The organism is Winogradskyella pulchriflava (assembly GCF_042434315.1).
In the GTDB taxonomy this organism is placed as follows: domain Bacteria; phylum Bacteroidota; class Bacteroidia; order Flavobacteriales; family Flavobacteriaceae; genus Winogradskyella; species Winogradskyella pulchriflava.
On sequence record NZ_JBHLTQ010000003.1, the window covers coordinates 423,956 to 440,789 of the forward strand.

General features: G+C 33.0%; 16 protein-coding genes. 13 read left to right on the forward strand and 3 right to left on the reverse strand.

Going from position 1 to position 16,834, the window contains the following annotated elements; all coding sequences use genetic code 11:
* Positions 1–39 precede the first annotated feature (39 nt).
* Positions 40–924, forward strand: a complete 885-nt coding sequence (locus ACFFGA_RS08045) for a histidine phosphatase family protein (RefSeq protein ID WP_386062231.1) — start codon at positions 40–42, stop codon at positions 922–924.
* On the opposite strand, the gene ACFFGA_RS08050 is transcribed toward ACFFGA_RS08045, so the two are convergent.
* Positions 910–1,671 carry a DUF6503 family protein gene (locus tag ACFFGA_RS08050; protein WP_386062233.1) on the reverse strand — a complete coding sequence of 254 codons (762 nt, stop codon included), beginning with the start codon at positions 1,669–1,671 and terminating at the stop codon, positions 910–912. The two genes, ACFFGA_RS08045 and ACFFGA_RS08050, sit on opposite strands and share 15 nt — an antisense overlap.
* Positions 1,672–1,793: 122 nt before the next feature.
* On the opposite strand from ACFFGA_RS08050, the gene smpB reads away from it, so the two are divergent.
* The 3 genes from smpB (at position 1,794) to ACFFGA_RS08065 (ending at position 5,417) form a co-directional block, all read left to right on the forward strand.
* Positions 1,794–2,252, forward strand: a complete 459-nt coding sequence (gene smpB / locus ACFFGA_RS08055) for an SsrA-binding protein SmpB (RefSeq protein WP_386062236.1) — start codon at positions 1,794–1,796, stop codon at positions 2,250–2,252.
* A 120-nt stretch (positions 2,253–2,372) separates the two neighbouring features.
* Positions 2,373–4,835 (forward strand): DUF5686 and carboxypeptidase regulatory-like domain-containing protein, encoded by a 2,463-nt coding sequence (locus ACFFGA_RS08060; RefSeq protein WP_386062239.1) that lies wholly within the window; start codon positions 2,373–2,375, stop codon positions 4,833–4,835.
* A gap of 60 nt (positions 4,836–4,895) precedes the next feature.
* Positions 4,896–5,417, forward strand: coding sequence for a hypothetical protein (locus tag ACFFGA_RS08065; RefSeq protein ID WP_386062242.1), 522 nt, complete (start codon positions 4,896–4,898; stop codon positions 5,415–5,417).
* A gap of 41 nt (positions 5,418–5,458) precedes the next feature.
* Here the strand turns inward: ACFFGA_RS08065 and ACFFGA_RS08070 are convergent, their stop codons facing one another.
* Positions 5,459–6,100, reverse strand: coding sequence for a protein-L-isoaspartate(D-aspartate) O-methyltransferase (locus tag ACFFGA_RS08070; protein ID WP_386062245.1), 642 nt, complete (start codon positions 6,098–6,100; stop codon positions 5,459–5,461).
* A gap of 335 nt (positions 6,101–6,435) precedes the next feature.
* Between ACFFGA_RS08070 and ACFFGA_RS08075 the strand changes: the two genes are divergently transcribed.
* From ACFFGA_RS08075 to miaA, 9 genes are all read left to right on the forward strand, one after another.
* Positions 6,436–7,395: a Gfo/Idh/MocA family protein gene (locus ACFFGA_RS08075; RefSeq protein WP_386062248.1), complete on the forward strand. Its 960-nt coding sequence runs from the start codon at positions 6,436–6,438 to the stop codon at positions 7,393–7,395.
* Positions 7,396–7,527: 132 nt separating this feature from the next.
* A complete protein-coding gene (locus tag ACFFGA_RS08080; protein WP_386062251.1) occupies positions 7,528–8,418 on the forward strand; it encodes a 3-hydroxybutyryl-CoA dehydrogenase in 891 nt (296 codons plus the stop codon).
* Between the two features lie 33 nt (positions 8,419–8,451).
* Entirely contained in the window at positions 8,452–8,826 is a 375-nt protein-coding gene (locus tag ACFFGA_RS08085) for a four helix bundle protein (protein ID WP_386062254.1), read from the forward strand.
* Between the two features lie 94 nt (positions 8,827–8,920).
* On the forward strand, positions 8,921–10,159 hold the full coding sequence (locus ACFFGA_RS08090; protein ID WP_386062257.1) for a DUF1015 domain-containing protein: 1,239 nt from the start codon (positions 8,921–8,923) through the stop codon (positions 10,157–10,159).
* 58 nt (positions 10,160–10,217) lie between these two features.
* On the forward strand, positions 10,218–10,871 hold the full coding sequence (locus ACFFGA_RS08095) for a YggS family pyridoxal phosphate-dependent enzyme (RefSeq protein ID WP_386062260.1): 654 nt from the start codon (positions 10,218–10,220) through the stop codon (positions 10,869–10,871).
* 96 nt (positions 10,872–10,967) lie between these two features.
* A complete protein-coding gene (locus tag ACFFGA_RS08100) occupies positions 10,968–12,341 on the forward strand; it encodes an exonuclease domain-containing protein (protein ID WP_386062420.1) in 1,374 nt (457 codons plus the stop codon).
* A complete protein-coding gene (locus ACFFGA_RS08105; RefSeq protein ID WP_386062263.1) occupies positions 12,338–14,284 on the forward strand; it encodes a DUF3858 domain-containing protein in 1,947 nt (648 codons plus the stop codon). Before ACFFGA_RS08100 ends, ACFFGA_RS08105 begins: the two co-directional genes overlap by 4 nt.
* A 24-nt stretch (positions 14,285–14,308) precedes the next feature.
* Positions 14,309–15,184, forward strand: a complete 876-nt coding sequence (locus ACFFGA_RS08110) for an ion transporter (protein ID WP_386062265.1) — start codon at positions 14,309–14,311, stop codon at positions 15,182–15,184.
* Complete coding sequence (miaA, locus tag ACFFGA_RS08115) at positions 15,177–16,079, forward strand: tRNA (adenosine(37)-N6)-dimethylallyltransferase MiaA (RefSeq protein ID WP_386062268.1); 903 nt, start codon at positions 15,177–15,179, stop codon at positions 16,077–16,079. Before ACFFGA_RS08110 ends, miaA begins: the two co-directional genes overlap by 8 nt.
* Before the next feature lie 34 nt (positions 16,080–16,113).
* Here the strand turns inward: miaA and ACFFGA_RS08120 are convergent, their stop codons facing one another.
* The gene (locus tag ACFFGA_RS08120) at positions 16,114–16,827 is read right to left on the reverse strand and encodes a response regulator transcription factor (RefSeq protein ID WP_386062271.1); all 714 of its coding nucleotides are present in this window, start codon (positions 16,825–16,827) and stop codon (positions 16,114–16,116) included.
* Between the last annotated feature and the right edge of the window lie 7 nt (positions 16,828–16,834).

Below are 16,834 nucleotides of genomic sequence, written 5' to 3' on the forward strand. Positions count from 1 at the left end.
CTAAGGTATATTTGAGAGTATTAATCAACCTCTCTTATTATGAAATCTTTTATTCTAGCCTTATTTTTGGCTTTGTCTTTTACTGCAGTTGCACAAGAGCAGTCAGATAAAGCACAAATTGAAACAACCTTAAACAATTACATTGATGGCTTTTATGAAGGAGACACGCTTAAACTAAAAGCTGCTCTAAAACCTAGATTATATAAGTTTGGATATTGGAAAAATAAAGACTCTGGCAAGTATGAATATTCTAGCCAAATGACCTATGACAAAGCTTTGGCATTTGCGCTAAGGGTTTCAGAAGGTAACAATAAAAAGAGTGAAGATACTTTCCGTGAAGTTGAAATTTATGACATTGGTAACCATATCGCATCTGCAAAAGTTATGGCATATTGGGGAGTTGATTATATACTACTCTCTAAAGAAGAAGGTAAATGGATGATAGAACAAGTGATTTGGGAAGGTCCTCTAGAGAAAGAAACGGAATCTGCAACAACCACTTATTATCTCATAAGACACGCAGAAAAAGACCGTTCAGACAAAAACAATAGAGATCCTCACTTAACAGAAGCGGGTTTAAAACGTGCAGAAAATTGGGCGAAAACTTTAAAGGATGTGGAGTTTGATATGGTGTATTCTACCAATTACAATAGAACCAAAGAAACTGCTGCACCAACTGCAAAAGCTAATAATCTCGAAGTGAATTTCTACGACCCAAGAGATATGAAACTAAAAGAATTTACCGAAACCACTAAAGGAAAAACGGTTTTAATCGTTGGTCATAGCAACACAACTCCAATGTTTGCCAACGGCTTATTGGGAGAAAAGAAATATGATATGATTGACGATAACAACAATGCAAATCTCTACATTGTTACAGTTACTGGTGACACTAAAACATCAACCGTGTTAGTTGTTGATTAAAGCAACCTCAACATTTTTTAGTTCTATTTTAGATAGAAGTTTTAACTGATTATTTTCAAAAGCTTTTCCTAAATCTAAAAGTTTTAGTGATGCATCTTCGGCTTTATAGTTATTATAATCAACGAAGCGTATGCCATTAACATAGCGTTCGTTGTAGGCTTCTCTAAAACGCATTCCTACACCATCATCTTCGTTATATGAATATGCTAAATAATCTGCCTTAAAATCCTTTTTATCAACCCAATACACAAAAACATCTTCATAATCTTCTCCTCCACCTTCTTGGTTAAAAGTGACTTTGATTTTGTAATAATTTTTATCTTTAATTTGTTCTTCTCCTAGCAGTTTTTTATTGACAGCTTTATCATTTAATCCATAAGGTAAAACCGAAAAATAGTGTACTGAGTTTACTGAGGCAGTATATTTTGGAATCATGGAATCTTCAACAACAATATTTTTCCCTTCATTAATTTTCCGCTCAAATCCTTCATTAGTTAAAATATCAATTACTGAATCGTTCTTTTCATTTACAGCAACTCTCATAAGCACAAAATTATCATCGATTCTTTGACCATAATAAAATTTATCACGAAAATTAAACTTTACTTTAGATTTTCGGAAAAGTTCACCACCAGAAACCTCAATAGATTTATCGATAATGTCATTAGCGGATAAAATTTCAATTTTAGGTTCATTTTTACAGCCAAAAGCGATTATTGCAAATAAAACTATAGATAAATACTTCATGTTAAATGTTTAGATTATAAAGTCGTAAAGCTAAGTATTTGTTTACATTGCTTGTGCTCTATTTTTTAAACTTTTAACTTATAACTTTCTATTTTTAACTTTAAAAACTACCTTTGCCTTCCATGCAAAAAACGGTTAACATACTTAACAAAAAGGCAAAATTTCAGTACGAGATATTAGATAAATATACGGCTGGAATTGTACTTACCGGAACTGAAATAAAATCCATCAGATCTGGCAAGGCTTCTATTGCCGAAAGTTTTTGCGAATTTAATGACAGAGAAGAACTGTTTGTGGTAAACATGACAGTTGAAGAATATGCTTTTGGCAATTACTACAACCATAAACCAAAAGCTGTACGCAAACTTTTGCTCAATAGAAAAGAACTTAAAAAGCTTAAAAAAGAAATGGACGTAAAAGGGAATGCTATTATCCCAACACGTTTATTCATCAACGAAAAAGGCTTCGCTAAGTTAGAAATTGCACTCGCTAAAGGAAAAAAACTCTATGACAAACGCGAGACCATTAAAGATCGCGACAACAAGCGTAATTTAGACCGTATTAAGAAAAGTTTTCGATAACTTTAAGATAGTTATAACTTCTAACAGTGCTTTTTTAATCTATGTTTGAAACATATTAGACAACCATTCGTTGTAATATTGCGTCTATATAAATGTATAACCATCAATCAATCAATCTCAATGACAAAAAAATTACTTGGCTTATTTTTTATAGCATTTAGCACCTTAGCATCAGCACAAATTGTAGGAACCATAACAGACACAAAAAACGAACCACTTCCTTTTGTAAACATTCTTATAGAAAACACCTACAAAGGCACAACAAGTAATGACGATGGCTACTACGAACTTAACATTACAGAACCAAATACTTATACCGTAATTTATTCTTTCATTGGTTACAAAACTGTAAAGAAAACTGTTGTAATCGACCAGTTTCCATACAAAATTGATGTTGCTCTACAAGAAGAGTCGGTATCCCTTGGTGAGGTGGTTGTAAATTCTGAAGAAAATCCTGCCATTGCTATTATGCAACAGGCTATAGCTAAGCGAAAAGAAAATCTCGAAAAAATAAATTCTTTTAAAGCCGATTTTTATTCCAGAGGTTTAATAAAAATTAAAGATGCACCAGAAAAAATATTAGGCGAAGAAGTTGGTGATCTTGGTGGTGGTTTGGACTCTACGCGTAGTGGAATTATTTATTTATCTGAAACTATTTCTAAAATTCAGTTTTTAAAACCCGACAAACTGAAAGAAAAAATTACAGCTTCAAAAGTTAGTGGAGACGATAATGGCTTTAGTTTTAATACAGCCTTAGATGTAGATTATAATTTTTACAACAATACAGTAAAGTTTGGTAACGAAATTATTTCACCAATAGCAAATAATGCTTTTAGCTACTATCGTTATAAATTAGAAGGTGTTTTTTATGACGAAAGAGGGAATCTTATTAATAAAATTAATGTCATTCCTAAACGCGAAAACGATCCTGTTTTTGCTGGTATTATTTACATTGTTGAAGACCAATGGACTATCTATGGTCTAGAACTCGATATTACTGGTGTACAAGCACGAATACCTGTAGTAGATATTATAACACTTAAGCAAAGTTTCTCATATTCGGAAAATGATAATCTATGGGCTGTAATTTCCCAGAGTATAGATTTTAAATATAAGTTCCTGGGTATTAAGGGAGATGGTCGTTTTACTGCAGTTTATAGCAATTATGAATTTAATACTGGTTTAACAAAAAAGGATTTTAGCAGAGAAATTGTGGCTTTTGAACCCGAAGCCAACAAAAAAGACTCCTTATTCTGGAACAAAATTAGACCTGTACCATTAACTACAGAAGAACGTACGGATTATGTAAAAAAAGACAGCATACAAATTGTTAGAGAATCTAAACCCTATCTCGATTCTATTGATGCCGTAAAGAACAAATTTAAGCTAGGAAGTATTTTAGGTTATACCTATCAAAACTCGCATAAAGACTACCGTCTTGGATACAATATTCCAATGGCTCTACAGTTTAATACGGTTCAAGGTTATACAGCAAAGGCAAACCTGTTTTACACTAAAAACTATGATGATTTTAAACGTTTTTTTAGCGCAAGTGGAACTTTAGAATATGGTTTTTCAGACAAACGATTAAGAGCTACAGGAGCGCTAACGTATAAATTTAATAATACAAGTCGTGCATTTTTATCGCTTTCAGGTGGTGTAAGTACTCAGCAATTTAATGCTGCAAACCCTATAACTCCATTGATAAATAGTGTAAGCAGCTTGTTTTTTGAAGACAACTACATGAAACTTTATGACAGAAGCTTTATTCAACTCAATTACAGTGAAGAATTGTTTAATGGCTTTAGGGTTTACACTGGTTTAAACTACGAAAGAAGGAAAGCCTTGTTCAATACAACGGATCAGGTTTTTTATAACGACAAAGATGATGCATATACTAGCAACAATCCGTTAGACGAAACCGCTTATGGTGTCGCGCCTTTTGAAACACATAATATTATTAAGGCCAATATTACCGCACAATTTAACTTTGGGCAAGAGTATTTAAGTTATCCTGACAGTAAATTTAATATAGGTAATGACAAATACCCAACCTTAGCATTGAGCTACGAAAAAGGATTTGGAGCAACCAATAGCGATTATAATTTTGACCAAGTTAAAGCTAGGTTATATCAGTCCTTTAACGTCGCAGACAAAGGAACGTTTAGATACAACCTTAGAGCAGGAAAGTTTTTTAATGCAGACGATATCGCTTTTATGGATTACCAACATTTTAACGGTAACCAAACGCATGTGAGCACAGAAGGTAATTACACCAATGTCTTTAATAACTTACCTTATTACGCTGCAAGTACTAACGACGCATACTTTGAAGCTCATACCGAACACGATTTTAATGGTTTTCTTTTAGGAAAAGTACCTTTATTAAATAAACTGAATTTTAATCTGGTAATAGGTGCGCATTTATTGGCTACACCAGATTTTAAACCTTACCAAGAATACTCTGTAGGTGTTGATAATATTGGCTGGGGAAAATGGAGGTTTTTGCGCGTAGATTATATTCGCTCATACCAAAGCGGATTTCAAAGTGATGCTATTTTGTTTGGGTTGAAATTCTTTTAACTTTATAGTTTGATAACCCTGAGTAATTAGGAATCCATAAGACTAATAAAATTTTGCATTATGAAGAAAATCATCATATTATTTATCCTTATTTCATTTAGCATAAACGCCCAAGAAGAAAAAAAAGACTACACCAAAAACGTCGCTACTTTAGATAGTACTATTGAAACCTTATATTCAGTAATTTCAGGTGACAAAGGCTTTGAGCGCGATTGGGATTTGTTTAAACATTTGTTTCACAAAAACGCAAAGCTCATACCAACTGGTAAAAACAAGGACGAAAAAACTGTAGCGCGTTATATGTCACCAGATGATTATATAAAAACCTCTGGAGCATGGCTGGTACAAAACGGTTTTCATGAAAAGGAAATTCACCGAACCGTACAAACCTTTGGTAATATTACTCAAGTATTCAGCACTTATGAATCCTTTAGAACAAAAACTGACGAAACACCTTTTATGAGAGGTATTAACAGTATCCAATTATTAAATGATGGAGAGCGTTGGTGGATTATCAATATCTATTGGATGCAAGAATCTGAGGAAAATCCTATTCCAAAGGAATATTTACCTGAAGAATAAAACAGAGGCTAAATGAGTTTCAAAATAAAATTTAGATACTCTTAATTCTTATCCTCTAGAAGTGGTACAAATCGAAATTCGCCAAACTCATGTTTTTCAAACTCTTTTGGTCCTTTTCGTATAAACATTGTCATTATTTGCACATCATCACCAACAGGAATTACCAAACGTCCACCAACTTTTAATTGACTCAATAAAGGATTGGGAACAAAAGGCGCTCCAGCGGTTACAATTACACTATCAAAAGGTGCTTCTTCTGGCAATCCTTTATAGCCATCACCAAAAATTAATTTCTTAGCTCTGTAACCTATTTTAGGTAGAAACTTTGATGTCTTTTTAAAAAGTTCTTGTTGACGTTCTATACTAAATACTTTAGCACCAAGCTCTATCAAAACAGCACATTGGTAACCGCTACCTGTACCGATTTCTAAAATTTTATCACCAGGTTTAACTTGTAATAATTCCGATTGAAAAGCTACAGTATAAGGTTGGGAAATGGTTTGGTCTGCCGCAATAGGAAACGCTTTATCCTGATAAGCATGGTCTATAAAGCCAGAATCCATAAAGAGATGTCTTGGAATTTTTCCAATAGCCTTTAAAACACTATCGTCTTTTATACCTTTATTAATAAGAGTTTCAACAAGTTGTTGGCGCATCCCTTGATGCTTAAATGTATCTTTCAAAGCGTAGTTTAGTTTATGCTAAATTAATTGAAAGCAATTCAAAATCCAATAACTAAATACCAAAATCCAATCGTCCCTTGATTCCCTCGCTAAGCAGCTAAGACGTAAAGACATTACAACCCTTAGTTTCCTGTAACTAGTCTTCAGTTTGCAGAACCCAAAAGACGCTTAAATTAATTTTTATGTAAATTCATCTTCTAACTTTGCGTCCTCTCGCCTCTGCGAGAAACTTCAAACTTTATCTCCAAAATTCAATTATTGATTTCACAGTATTTTCTATTTTCTTTTTTAAATTTCTGATTCAAAACGACTATTTTTGTTAAAAACTGAAAAACATGCTAAAAGCTGGTGTTCTTGGTGCTGGTCACCTTGGTAAAATTCATCTTAGATTACTTAATCAATCTTCCAAATATGAGCTCGTAGGATTCTATGATGCCGATCCTGAAAATGCTAAACGTGTTGTACAAGAATTTGGATATACTTATTTCGACACTATTGATAAACTTATCGATGCTGTTGATGTGGTGGACATTGTAACTCCTACCCTTTCGCATTACGATTGTGCAAAACAAGCTATAAAAAAAGGAAAACATATTTTTATAGAGAAACCAATTACCAACACGGTTGAAGAAGCTGAAACCATTAGAACTTTAGTTGCAGAACATGGAGTTAAAGGCCAAGTAGGTCATGTAGAGCGTTTTAATCCTGCTTTTATTGGTGTTAAGGATAAAATTGACAATCCAATGTTTATAGAAACCCATCGTTTAGCAGAGTTTAATCCTCGTGGCACTGATGTTCCTGTGGTTTTAGATTTAATGATTCATGATATAGATATTATTCTTAGCGTAGTACAATCGCCCGTAAAACATGTATCAGCCAGTGGAGTTTCTGTTGTAAGTGAAACACCTGATATTGCAAATGCACGTATAGAATTTAAAAACGGTTGTGTTGCTAACTTAACAGCTAGTCGTATTTCTCTTAAAAATATGCGTAAAACACGTTTCTTTCAAAAGGATGCTTACATCTCCGTAGATTTTCTTGAAAAGAAATGTGAAGTTGTAAAAATGAAGGATGCTCCAGAAAATCCTGGAGATTTTGATATGATTCTTCAAAATGCAGAAGGTATTAAAAAGCAAATCTATTTTGACAATCCAGAAATCGCCAATAACAATGCCATTTTAGACGAGCTCGAAACTTTTGCAGATGCCATTAACAACAACACAAAACCTATCGTGACGTTGCATGATGGTACTGAAGCGCTTAGAGTAGCTAATATGATCATTAATCAGTTTTAAAAATTGAAACGTCATTACGAAGGAAGAATGACTGAAGTAATCTTTCTTTTATTATTCAAAATATACTATAAAATATATTGCAAACAGATTGCCACGACTTTAAAAAGTCTCGCAATGACAAATACATTATAAATGAAAAACATAGCAGTAATTGGAGCAGGAACTATGGGAAACGGAATTGCCCACACTTTTGCTCAATCAGGATTTCAAGTCAACCTTATTGATATTAGCGAATCATCACTTGAAAGAGGTATAGCAACCATTTCTAAAAATTTAGACAGAATGGTTGCCAAAGAAAAAATTTCTGAAGCTGATAAAGCAGAAACCCTTGGAAACATTTCAACTTTTACCAATACAGAATCTGGAATAAAAAATGTTGACTTGGTTGTTGAAGCAGCAACTGAAAATGTAGATTTAAAACTGAAAATCTTCAAGCAATTAGATGACGTTTGTGGCGAAAACACCATATTGGCTACAAATACGTCTTCAATTTCAATCACTCAAATTGCAGCTGTAACATCTAGACCAGAAAAAGTGATTGGTATGCACTTTATGAATCCTGTACCAATAATGAAACTGGTTGAAATCATTCGTGGTTATAGCACAAGCGATGAAGTGACTAAAACTATTATGGAATTGTCTAAAACTCTAGGTAAAGTTCCAACAGAAGTTAATGATTATCCAGGTTTTGTTGCTAACAGAATACTAATGCCGATGCTTAATGAATCTATTGAAACGTTGTATAACGGTGTAGCTGGTGTAGAAGAAATAGATACAGTTATGAAATTAGGAATGGCACACCCAATGGGACCATTGCAACTGGCTGATTTTATTGGTTTAGACGTTTGTTTGTCTATTCTCAATGTAATGTATGACGGATTCAAAAACCCAAAATACGCTCCTTGCCCATTGTTGGTAAATATGGTAAGAGCTGGTAAATTAGGTGTTAAATCAGGAGAAGGATTTTATGATTATTCAGAAAGTAGAAAAGCAGAGAAAATTGCTTCGCAATTTTCTAAGTAAAAAGTGTTCAGTATATAGTAAAAAAATAAAGTATTGATAGTTCAAGATTTAATCGCATATAAGAAAGGGTTCAAATTGGCTATGGATATTTACCATCTTTCAAAAAAATTTCCTAAAGAAGAAACTTACTCGCTAACAGACCAAGTAAGACGTTCTTCAAGAAGTGTTTGTGCTAATTTATCTGAAGCATATAGAAAAAGGAGATATCAAAAACATTTTATTAGTAAATTAACTGATTGTGATGCTGAAAATGGAGAAACTCAGACTTGGTTAGAATTCTCTTTGGCTTGTAACTATATGACATCAGAAGAGTATAATGAGCTTTATGAACAATCTATAGAAATCGCCAAATTATTAAATTATATGATTTTGAATCCTGAAAAATTTGGCTCAAGCAAATCAGAATGAAAACACTATAAAAAACCACTATACAAGCACTTTTTACTAGATACTAATAACCAGATACTTTTGAACTTTACACTCGACACTTTTCACTAAAAATATGGCAAAAGTTATTCCATTTAAGGCTGTTAAACCAACCAGAGCAATTGTTGGTCTTGTTGCAGCACGTCCTTACCAAAGTTATACGGTAGATGAGCGCGAGTCGCGTATGGATTACAATCCGTATAGTTTTTTGCATATTGTAAATCCTGGTTACAAATACGACCAAGAAGTAACTGGTGAAGAACGTTATAAGTTAGTAAGAAATCGTTATTTGGAATTTAAAGAAGATGGTGTTTTTGTACAAGACAAAAAGCCTTCGTTTTATGTTTACAAAATTGTAAACAGACATGGACAAGAATTTAATGGTATTATAGCCGCAACAAGTGCTGAAGATTACGAGCGCGACGTTATAAAAAAACACGAAGACACTATTGCAAGACGCGAAGAAACCTTTAAAACCTACATACAAACGGTTGGTTTTAATGCCGAACCAGTACTTCTCACCTATCCAGACAACAATGTTATTTCTGCCATAATAAAACAAACCCAAAAGGAACATGCAGAATTTGAGTTTACAATGACCTACAGAGACACTCACTATTTATGGAAAATAGATAACGAAGCTACTATTGCTACAATTCAAAATGAATTTGAGCAAATGGAAACCATTTACATTGCTGATGGCCACCATAGATCTGCTTCTTCATATTTATTATATAAAGATGAAAAAGAAAAGAATCCAAACCATAATGGTAATGAATCTTATAACTTTTTTATGTCGTATTTAATACCCGAATCTGATTTGGTTATTCATGAGTTCAATAGATTGATTAAAGATTTAAACGGACTTACTAAAGAAGAATTTCTCATAAAACTAGACGAGTTTTATCGTATTGAAAATAGAGGAATATTACCTTACAATCCTTCAAAACCACATCATTTTAGCATGTATTTAGATGGTGAATTCTATTCGCTTTACTTAAGGAAAGCCACCTACAGCTTTGATAATGCGTTAGACAAATTGGATGCGCAATTATTGTACAAAACCATTTTAAAACCTATTCTAGGTATAAGCGATTTACGCAATGACAATCGTATAGAATACGTTAATGGACAACACGAAATGATTACTATAAAAACCAGTGTAGATAGTGGTGAATTTACAGTTGGGTTTGGCATGTGCCCTTCTAACGTAGAACAGATGAAACAAATAGCTGATGAAGGCTTAAAAATGCCACCAAAAAGCACGTATATTTTACCTAAATTAAGAAGTGGAATAACGATTTATGAGTACTGATATATAATGTCATTCTGAATTTGTTTCAGAATCTCACCTTTTAAATGAAAATGATTAAATGAGCATAAAAACAAACCTAGATAATATAAAATCAACCTTACCTGAGCATGTCACTCTAGTCGCAGTTTCAAAAACCAAACCAGTGAGCGATTTAATGGAAGCCTACAATGCAGGACAACGCATTTTTGGCGAGAACAAAATCCAAGAAATGGTTGAGAAGTATGAACAAATGCCAAAAGATATACAATGGCATATGATTGGACACGTTCAGAGAAACAAGGTTAAATACATGGCTAAATTTGTGAGTTTTGTTCATGCAGTGGATAGCCTCAAATTACTTGAAGAAATCAATAAACAAGCAATGAAGCATAACAACTTAATACATTGCTTATTACAATTAAAAATCGCAAAAGAAGATAGTAAGTTTGGATTGTCTAAAGAAGAAGCTAAAAAGATCTTAGCATCTAAATCTTATGCCGAATGTGGAAACGTGTCCATCGTAGGTTTAATGGGAATGGCAACGTTTACAGAAGACCAATCAATTATAAAAAGTGAATTTCAATATTTAAAATCTTGTTACGATGAGTTTAAATTAGACCATCCTTATTTTCACACGCTTTCTATGGGAATGAGCGGAGATTATCAATTAGCAATTGATTGTGGGAGTAACATGATTAGAGTTGGAAGTAGTATATTTGGAGTGAGAAAATAGTTTACAGTCTCGAATGGCAATTTTCGAAAGAACAAACAAAAAATTAATATAAAGCTTTGCGCCTTTGCGTCTTTGCGAGAAAAACAAATTAAGAATATTTACGCAATACTAGACATAGAAACCACAGGCGGTAAGTATAATGAAGAAGGCATAACAGAGATTGCAATCTATCAGTTTGATGGTCATAAAGTAACAGATCAGTTTATTTCCTTAGTCAATCCAGAACGCGAAATTCAACCTTTTGTAGTAAACCTTACTGGTATTAATTCTAACATGCTTAAAAACGCACCAAAGTTTTACGAGGTCGCTAAGCGTATTGTGGAAATTACAGAAGACTGCATTGTTGTTGCCCACAACTCTAGCTTTGACTACAGAATTTTAAAAACAGAATTTAAACGATTAGGCTTTCCTTTTAAACGCAAAACTTTATGTACTGTTGAATTGTCTAAACAATTAATTCCTGATATGGAATCCTATAGTTTAGGAAAATTAGCAAGGTCATTAGGTATTCCTATGAGTGATAGGCATCGTGCAAATGGAGATGCTATGGCAACTGTAAAGTTGTTTAAAATGCTACTCCATAAGGATTTAGATAAAGTAATTATAAAAGATGCTGTTAAGGTTGAAAAGAAATCTAACATTCCCAAAAACCTAAAAGATATTATTGAGGAATTACCCTCTGAAACTGGTGTATATTACATCCATAATGAAAAGGGAGAAATTATCTACATCGGCAAAAGCAATAATATTAGAAAGCGGATTATACAGCATTTTACTAATAAAAGCTCAAAATCTAAAAAAATTCAAGCACTTGTTGCTGCTGTTACTTATGAAAAAACTGGTAGCGAACTTGCGGCACTATTAAAAGAAAGTGCTGAGATTAAAAAAAACAAGCCCATATTTAATAGAGCGCTTAGGAGAACTATTTTCACTCATGCGCTATACAGTTTTGTCGATGATGAAGGCTATATAAATTTAAAAATTGATAAAGCTGATGGTAAAGATGCTGCAATAACCACATTTAGTACCAGAAGTAGCGGTAAGCATTTTATGTTTAAAAATGTTGATGACTATAACCTCTGCCAAAAATTAACTGGTTTATACAATACAAAAACAAGCTGTTTTAAGTATGATGTAAAAGAATGTGCTGGTGCTTGTATAGCTAAAGAATCACCCGAAGAATACAACAAACGTGTTAATGCCTTGATACAAAAACACAGTTACGAAAACAAAAACATGCTGCTTATTGACAAAGGTCGTGATATAGATGAAAAAAGCGTTTTCTTAATTGAGAATGGCGTCTTTAAAGGACTAGGCTTTTTTGATCTCAATCATCAGATTAACAATAAAGATATTTTAAAGTCACTAATAACACCAATGGAAAATAATAGAGACACACAGCATATAATCCAAAGTTATATGCGCAGAAATAAACGCTTAAAAATTATTGAATTACAGGACAACTTATGAAATTAAAGCTATTACTATTTGCCGTTACTATTACTTATTTAAGTTTTTCCCAAAGCTATAATCCTGCAATGCCAGTTTCTAAAAGTGATTTAGAACTAACTTCGTATGCAAAAGATTCCACCGCAAATGCTTTGGTCATTTATGATTATGGTAATAGTTTTGTGGATAATAGTACGTTTTGGCTTAGAGTACAGATTCAACAAAAAATAAAAATACTAAGAACTGAAGGTATTGACAGAGGAGAATTTGAAGTAAAATTGTACAAAGGGAAGTCTTCAAAAGAAAAAATTCTAAACATAAGAGGTGCTACCTATAACTTAGAGAATGGCAAAACGGTTAAGACAGAAATGACTCCTGACGCTATTTTTGAAGAGGATAATGAGAAGTACATCCTAGTAAAATTTGTTCTGCCAAATGTAAAAGTTGGAAGTGTTATTACCGTAAGTTACGAAACGCATTCACGCTTTATGGCAAAATACCAGCCGTGGTATTTTCAAGGGCCAGACCCAGTTCTTTACAGTGAATACAACACCAGTATACCTGCAAATTACGATTATCACATTAAATTAGTTGGTGGAATCCCACTAGAGGTTGAAGACAGAAGACTTGAACGTAATTGTTTAACTGTTGGTAATGGTGGCAAAGCTGATTGTACAGTTAGCAAATATGTTATGAAGAATATCCCAGCCTATAAACCTGAAGGCTTCACAACCACCGCGCTTAATTATACCGCTCGCATAGAGTATGAACTTAATGAAATTAAGACGTTTGATGGCAGGGTTGATAAACTATCTAAGACGTGGGCTAATGTTGACAAAGAACTAAGAACTGATAGTGATTTCGGAAAACAAATCAGTAAAAAAAGCCTTGTAAAAAACCTTTTACCATCAACTATAGCTGCAATAGATGATGAGCTAGAGAAAGCTAAAACGATTTATCAGTTTGTACTAGATAATTATAAGTGGAATGGAAAGTTTGAACGTTATGATGTTTCTATAAAAGATCTAAACAAAGAAAAAGTCGGTAGCGCCTTTGAAATTAATTTATTATTAGAAAATCTGTTAAGCAGTGAAGGATTTAAGGTGTTTCCTGTTTTAATGTCCACTCGTGCCAATGGATTAGCAACAAAAATTTTTCCGGTACTGACCGATTTTAATTACGTGATTTTAAAAATCACTATAAACGATAAAGACTATTTTCTAGATGCTACAGACCCATATTTATCTTTTGGTGAACTACCTTTTAGATGCTTAAATCAATATGGAAGACTTATTGATTTTGAAGACGGCAGTTATTGGCAAAATATCGAAGTCGAAAATCATTCTTCTAGGCAACATAGAGTAAAACTCAGTTCATTTGAGGATGAAGTCTTTTCTGGTATTATAGAAAGTAAGTATAGTAGATATCATGCCCATAACCTTAAACGAAGGTATGACGAAAACAAACAAGATTATAAGGAATCAAAGATTAACACTTATTCAGACATTGAAATAACCAATCATGAAGTATTGGATTTTGACAAAACCAATTCTGAGTTCAATGAGAAAATTGATATATCCTTAACTCCTGAATATATTGGTAATAAAATTTATTTAAACCCTTTTCTAATTAAATTTTTTGAAGAAAATCCTTTTAAACTACAAGAGAGAACATATCCAATAGATTTTGGTTACAAAGACGCTTACTCTTATGCTTTATTAATTGAATTAAATGACAATCTAAAAGTCGTTGAAGTACCTAACGCAATCAACTATTCTCTTCCTAATAAATCTGGTGTATTTATTTTTAATGTAGAACAAAAAGACAATATACTAACCGTATATTTTAAAGTTAGCTTTGATTTTGCCATATATGCACCAGAATTCTATGAGCATCTTAAACGCTTTATGAATAAGGTAGTAGAGACCCAAAAAAATTCGGTCATCGTACTAGAGAATCAATAACTATTCTTTTCGTATTTTTAAATTATGGAAACGAACCAAAAACATACCTGGAAAAGTAAGCTTCATGAAATAATTTATGAAGCAGATACTCCTGAAGGAAAGTTATTTGATGTCGTTCTTCTTATTGCAATTCTAGCAAGTATAGTATTGGTAATGCTAGAAAGTATTAAAAGTTTTGACGAAAAGTACCATTTGTTCTTAAATATATCAGAGTGGGTTATAACCATCCTTTTTACCATAGAATATATTTTAAGGATAATAACCGTAAAAAAACCTATTAGGTATATCTTAAGCTTTTATGGTATAATAGATTTACTTTCTACCATACCAAAATACCTTTCTCTAATCTTTGTTGGTACACATGCCTTAGTTGCCTTAAGAGCTTTGCGTTTATTGAGAATTTTTAGAATTTTAAAGCTTGTTCGGTATTTAGGAGCTTCAAATCAGCTTGCCAATGCTATTAAAGCTAGTAGAGCAAAAATTGCTGTCTTCTTATTTGCCGTACTTATTGCTTCTGTTATTTTCGGAACTATCATGTATCTCGTAGAAGGTGAAGAACATGGGTTTACCAATATCCCAAAAAGTGTTTACTGGTGTATCGTTACGTTAACTACTGTTGGTTTTGGTGACATTGCTCCACAGACACCTTTGGGACAATTTATTGCTGCGTTAATCATGATTTTGGGTTATGGAATAATAGCAGTACCTACAGGAATAGTTTCAGCGGAATACACCAAAGCTACAGGCTCTAATTCTAAAGCCAAAATATCTAATGAAGAGCAAGAGCAATTAAAATCAGTAAGACTTAACACACAATGTTGTGCAAACTGTATGGCTCAGAAGCATCAAGATGGTGCAGAATTTTGCCATAAATGTGGATGTCCTTTACACCATGAATAAAACACTAATTTCTATAGTTGGTCCAACTGCGATTGGTAAAACCGCATTAAGCATAAAACTAGCAAAGCATTTTAATACAGTAATTGTTTCTGCCGATTCACGTCAATTCTATAAAGAAATGCATATTGGTACAGCTGTGCCATCTACTGAAGAGTTAGAAGCTGCACCTCATCACTTTATTCAGCATAAATCTATTGAAGAAAATTATAATGTTGGAGATTTTGAACGTGATGCTATTGCTAAAATAACCGAGTTACACAGAACACATAATACAGTTATAATGGTTGGAGGTTCTGGATTGTACGTAAAGGCAGTAACTAAAGGCTTGGATAATTTCCCAGAGGTTGAATCTAGCATTAGAACTGAACTCAATAAAAAGTTAGAAACAGAAGGATTAAAAACTTTACAAGAGCAGCTAAAGCTTATGGACCCAATAGCATACCGTACTATTGCTATTGACAACCCTCAACGACTAATTAGAGCCTTAGAAATATGTATTGGTACAAACAAACCCTATTCATCGTTTTTAACTAATCCTGAAAAAAAACGCTCCTTTAATACTGTTACAATAGGATTGGATGCTGATAGAACAATCATATACGACAGGATAAACCAACGTGTAGATATAATGGTCAATGACGGTTTAATTGAAGAAGCTAAACGTCTATTTCCGTATAAAGATCTAAATGCACTTAATACTGTTGGCTACAAAGAACTATTTAATTATTTTGAAGGTAAATGGACTCTAGAATTTGCTATTTCAGAAATTAAGAAAAATACACGACGTTTTGCAAAACGGCAGCTAACTTGGTTTAGAAAAGATGACACCATTAAATGGTTTGATTTTAATACAGATATAAAGAACATCATAACTTACCTAGAAAAGCAGGTATAAAAAAATCCGACGTTTAAATCGGATTTTTTTTGTACTAATCATCTTTATTATTAATTACCAAACGGAAACCTTCGCCATGAATGTTTAGAATCTCCACATTTGGATCTGGCTTTAAATATTTACGCAATTTGGCAATATAAACATCCATACTACGTGATGTAAAATAATTATCATCTCGCCATATTTTTGTCAGTGCCAACTCTCTAGGCATAAGATCGTTTTCGTGCAACGCTAATAAACGTAACAACTCATTTTCTTTAGGAGATAATTTTGTTGGCTCTCCATCATCAAATTTTAAGAAACGGAGTTTAGAATTAAGGTCAAAACGTCCTATTTTAAATTCAAACTGCTTACTATCTGCTACAGAATCTGTTGCCTTACGTTGCATGATAGCTTTTATCTTCATCAATAAAACTTCGCTATCAAACGGTTTATTAAGATAATCGTCTGCACCAACTTTATAACCTTTAAGCACATCTTCTTTCATTGCTTTTGCAGTTAAAAAGATAATTGGCACATCGGTATTTTTTTCGCGAATTTCTTTTGCTAATGTAAATCCATCCTTATATGGCATCATTACATCTAGAATACAAAGATCGTAATCATCTTTTTTGAACTTTTCAAAACCTTCCATTCCATTCTTGGCATGGACCACTTCGTAATCGTTCATCATTAAATAATCTTTCAAAACGGTTCCAAAATTTGGATCGTCTTCTACCAAAAGAATTTTCTTGTTTTGCTCTTCCATGATTTGT

Coding starts and splice junctions, on each gene's coding strand:
- ACFFGA_RS08065 (WP_386062242.1), top strand. CDS start 4,896: ATGAAGAAAATCATCATATTATTTATCCTTATTTCATTTAGCATAAAC.
- ACFFGA_RS08050 (WP_386062233.1), bottom strand. CDS start 1,671: ATGAAGTATTTATCTATAGTTTTATTTGCAATAATCGCTTTTGGCTGT.
- ACFFGA_RS08095 (WP_386062260.1), top strand. CDS start 10,218: ATGAGCATAAAAACAAACCTAGATAATATAAAATCAACCTTACCTGAG.
- ACFFGA_RS08105 (WP_386062263.1), top strand. CDS start 12,338: ATGAAATTAAAGCTATTACTATTTGCCGTTACTATTACTTATTTAAGT.
- ACFFGA_RS08080 (WP_386062251.1), top strand. CDS start 7,528: ATGAAAAACATAGCAGTAATTGGAGCAGGAACTATGGGAAACGGAATT.
- miaA (WP_386062268.1), top strand. CDS start 15,177: ATGAATAAAACACTAATTTCTATAGTTGGTCCAACTGCGATTGGTAAA.
- ACFFGA_RS08075 (WP_386062248.1), top strand. CDS start 6,436: ATGCTAAAAGCTGGTGTTCTTGGTGCTGGTCACCTTGGTAAAATTCAT.
- ACFFGA_RS08045 (WP_386062231.1), top strand. CDS start 40: ATGAAATCTTTTATTCTAGCCTTATTTTTGGCTTTGTCTTTTACTGCA.
- ACFFGA_RS08060 (WP_386062239.1), top strand. CDS start 2,373: ATGACAAAAAAATTACTTGGCTTATTTTTTATAGCATTTAGCACCTTA.
- smpB (WP_386062236.1), top strand. CDS start 1,794: ATGCAAAAAACGGTTAACATACTTAACAAAAAGGCAAAATTTCAGTAC.
- ACFFGA_RS08090 (WP_386062257.1), top strand. CDS start 8,921: ATGGCAAAAGTTATTCCATTTAAGGCTGTTAAACCAACCAGAGCAATT.
- ACFFGA_RS08120 (WP_386062271.1), bottom strand. CDS start 16,827: ATGGAAGAGCAAAACAAGAAAATTCTTTTGGTAGAAGACGATCCAAAT.
- ACFFGA_RS08110 (WP_386062265.1), top strand. CDS start 14,309: ATGGAAACGAACCAAAAACATACCTGGAAAAGTAAGCTTCATGAAATA.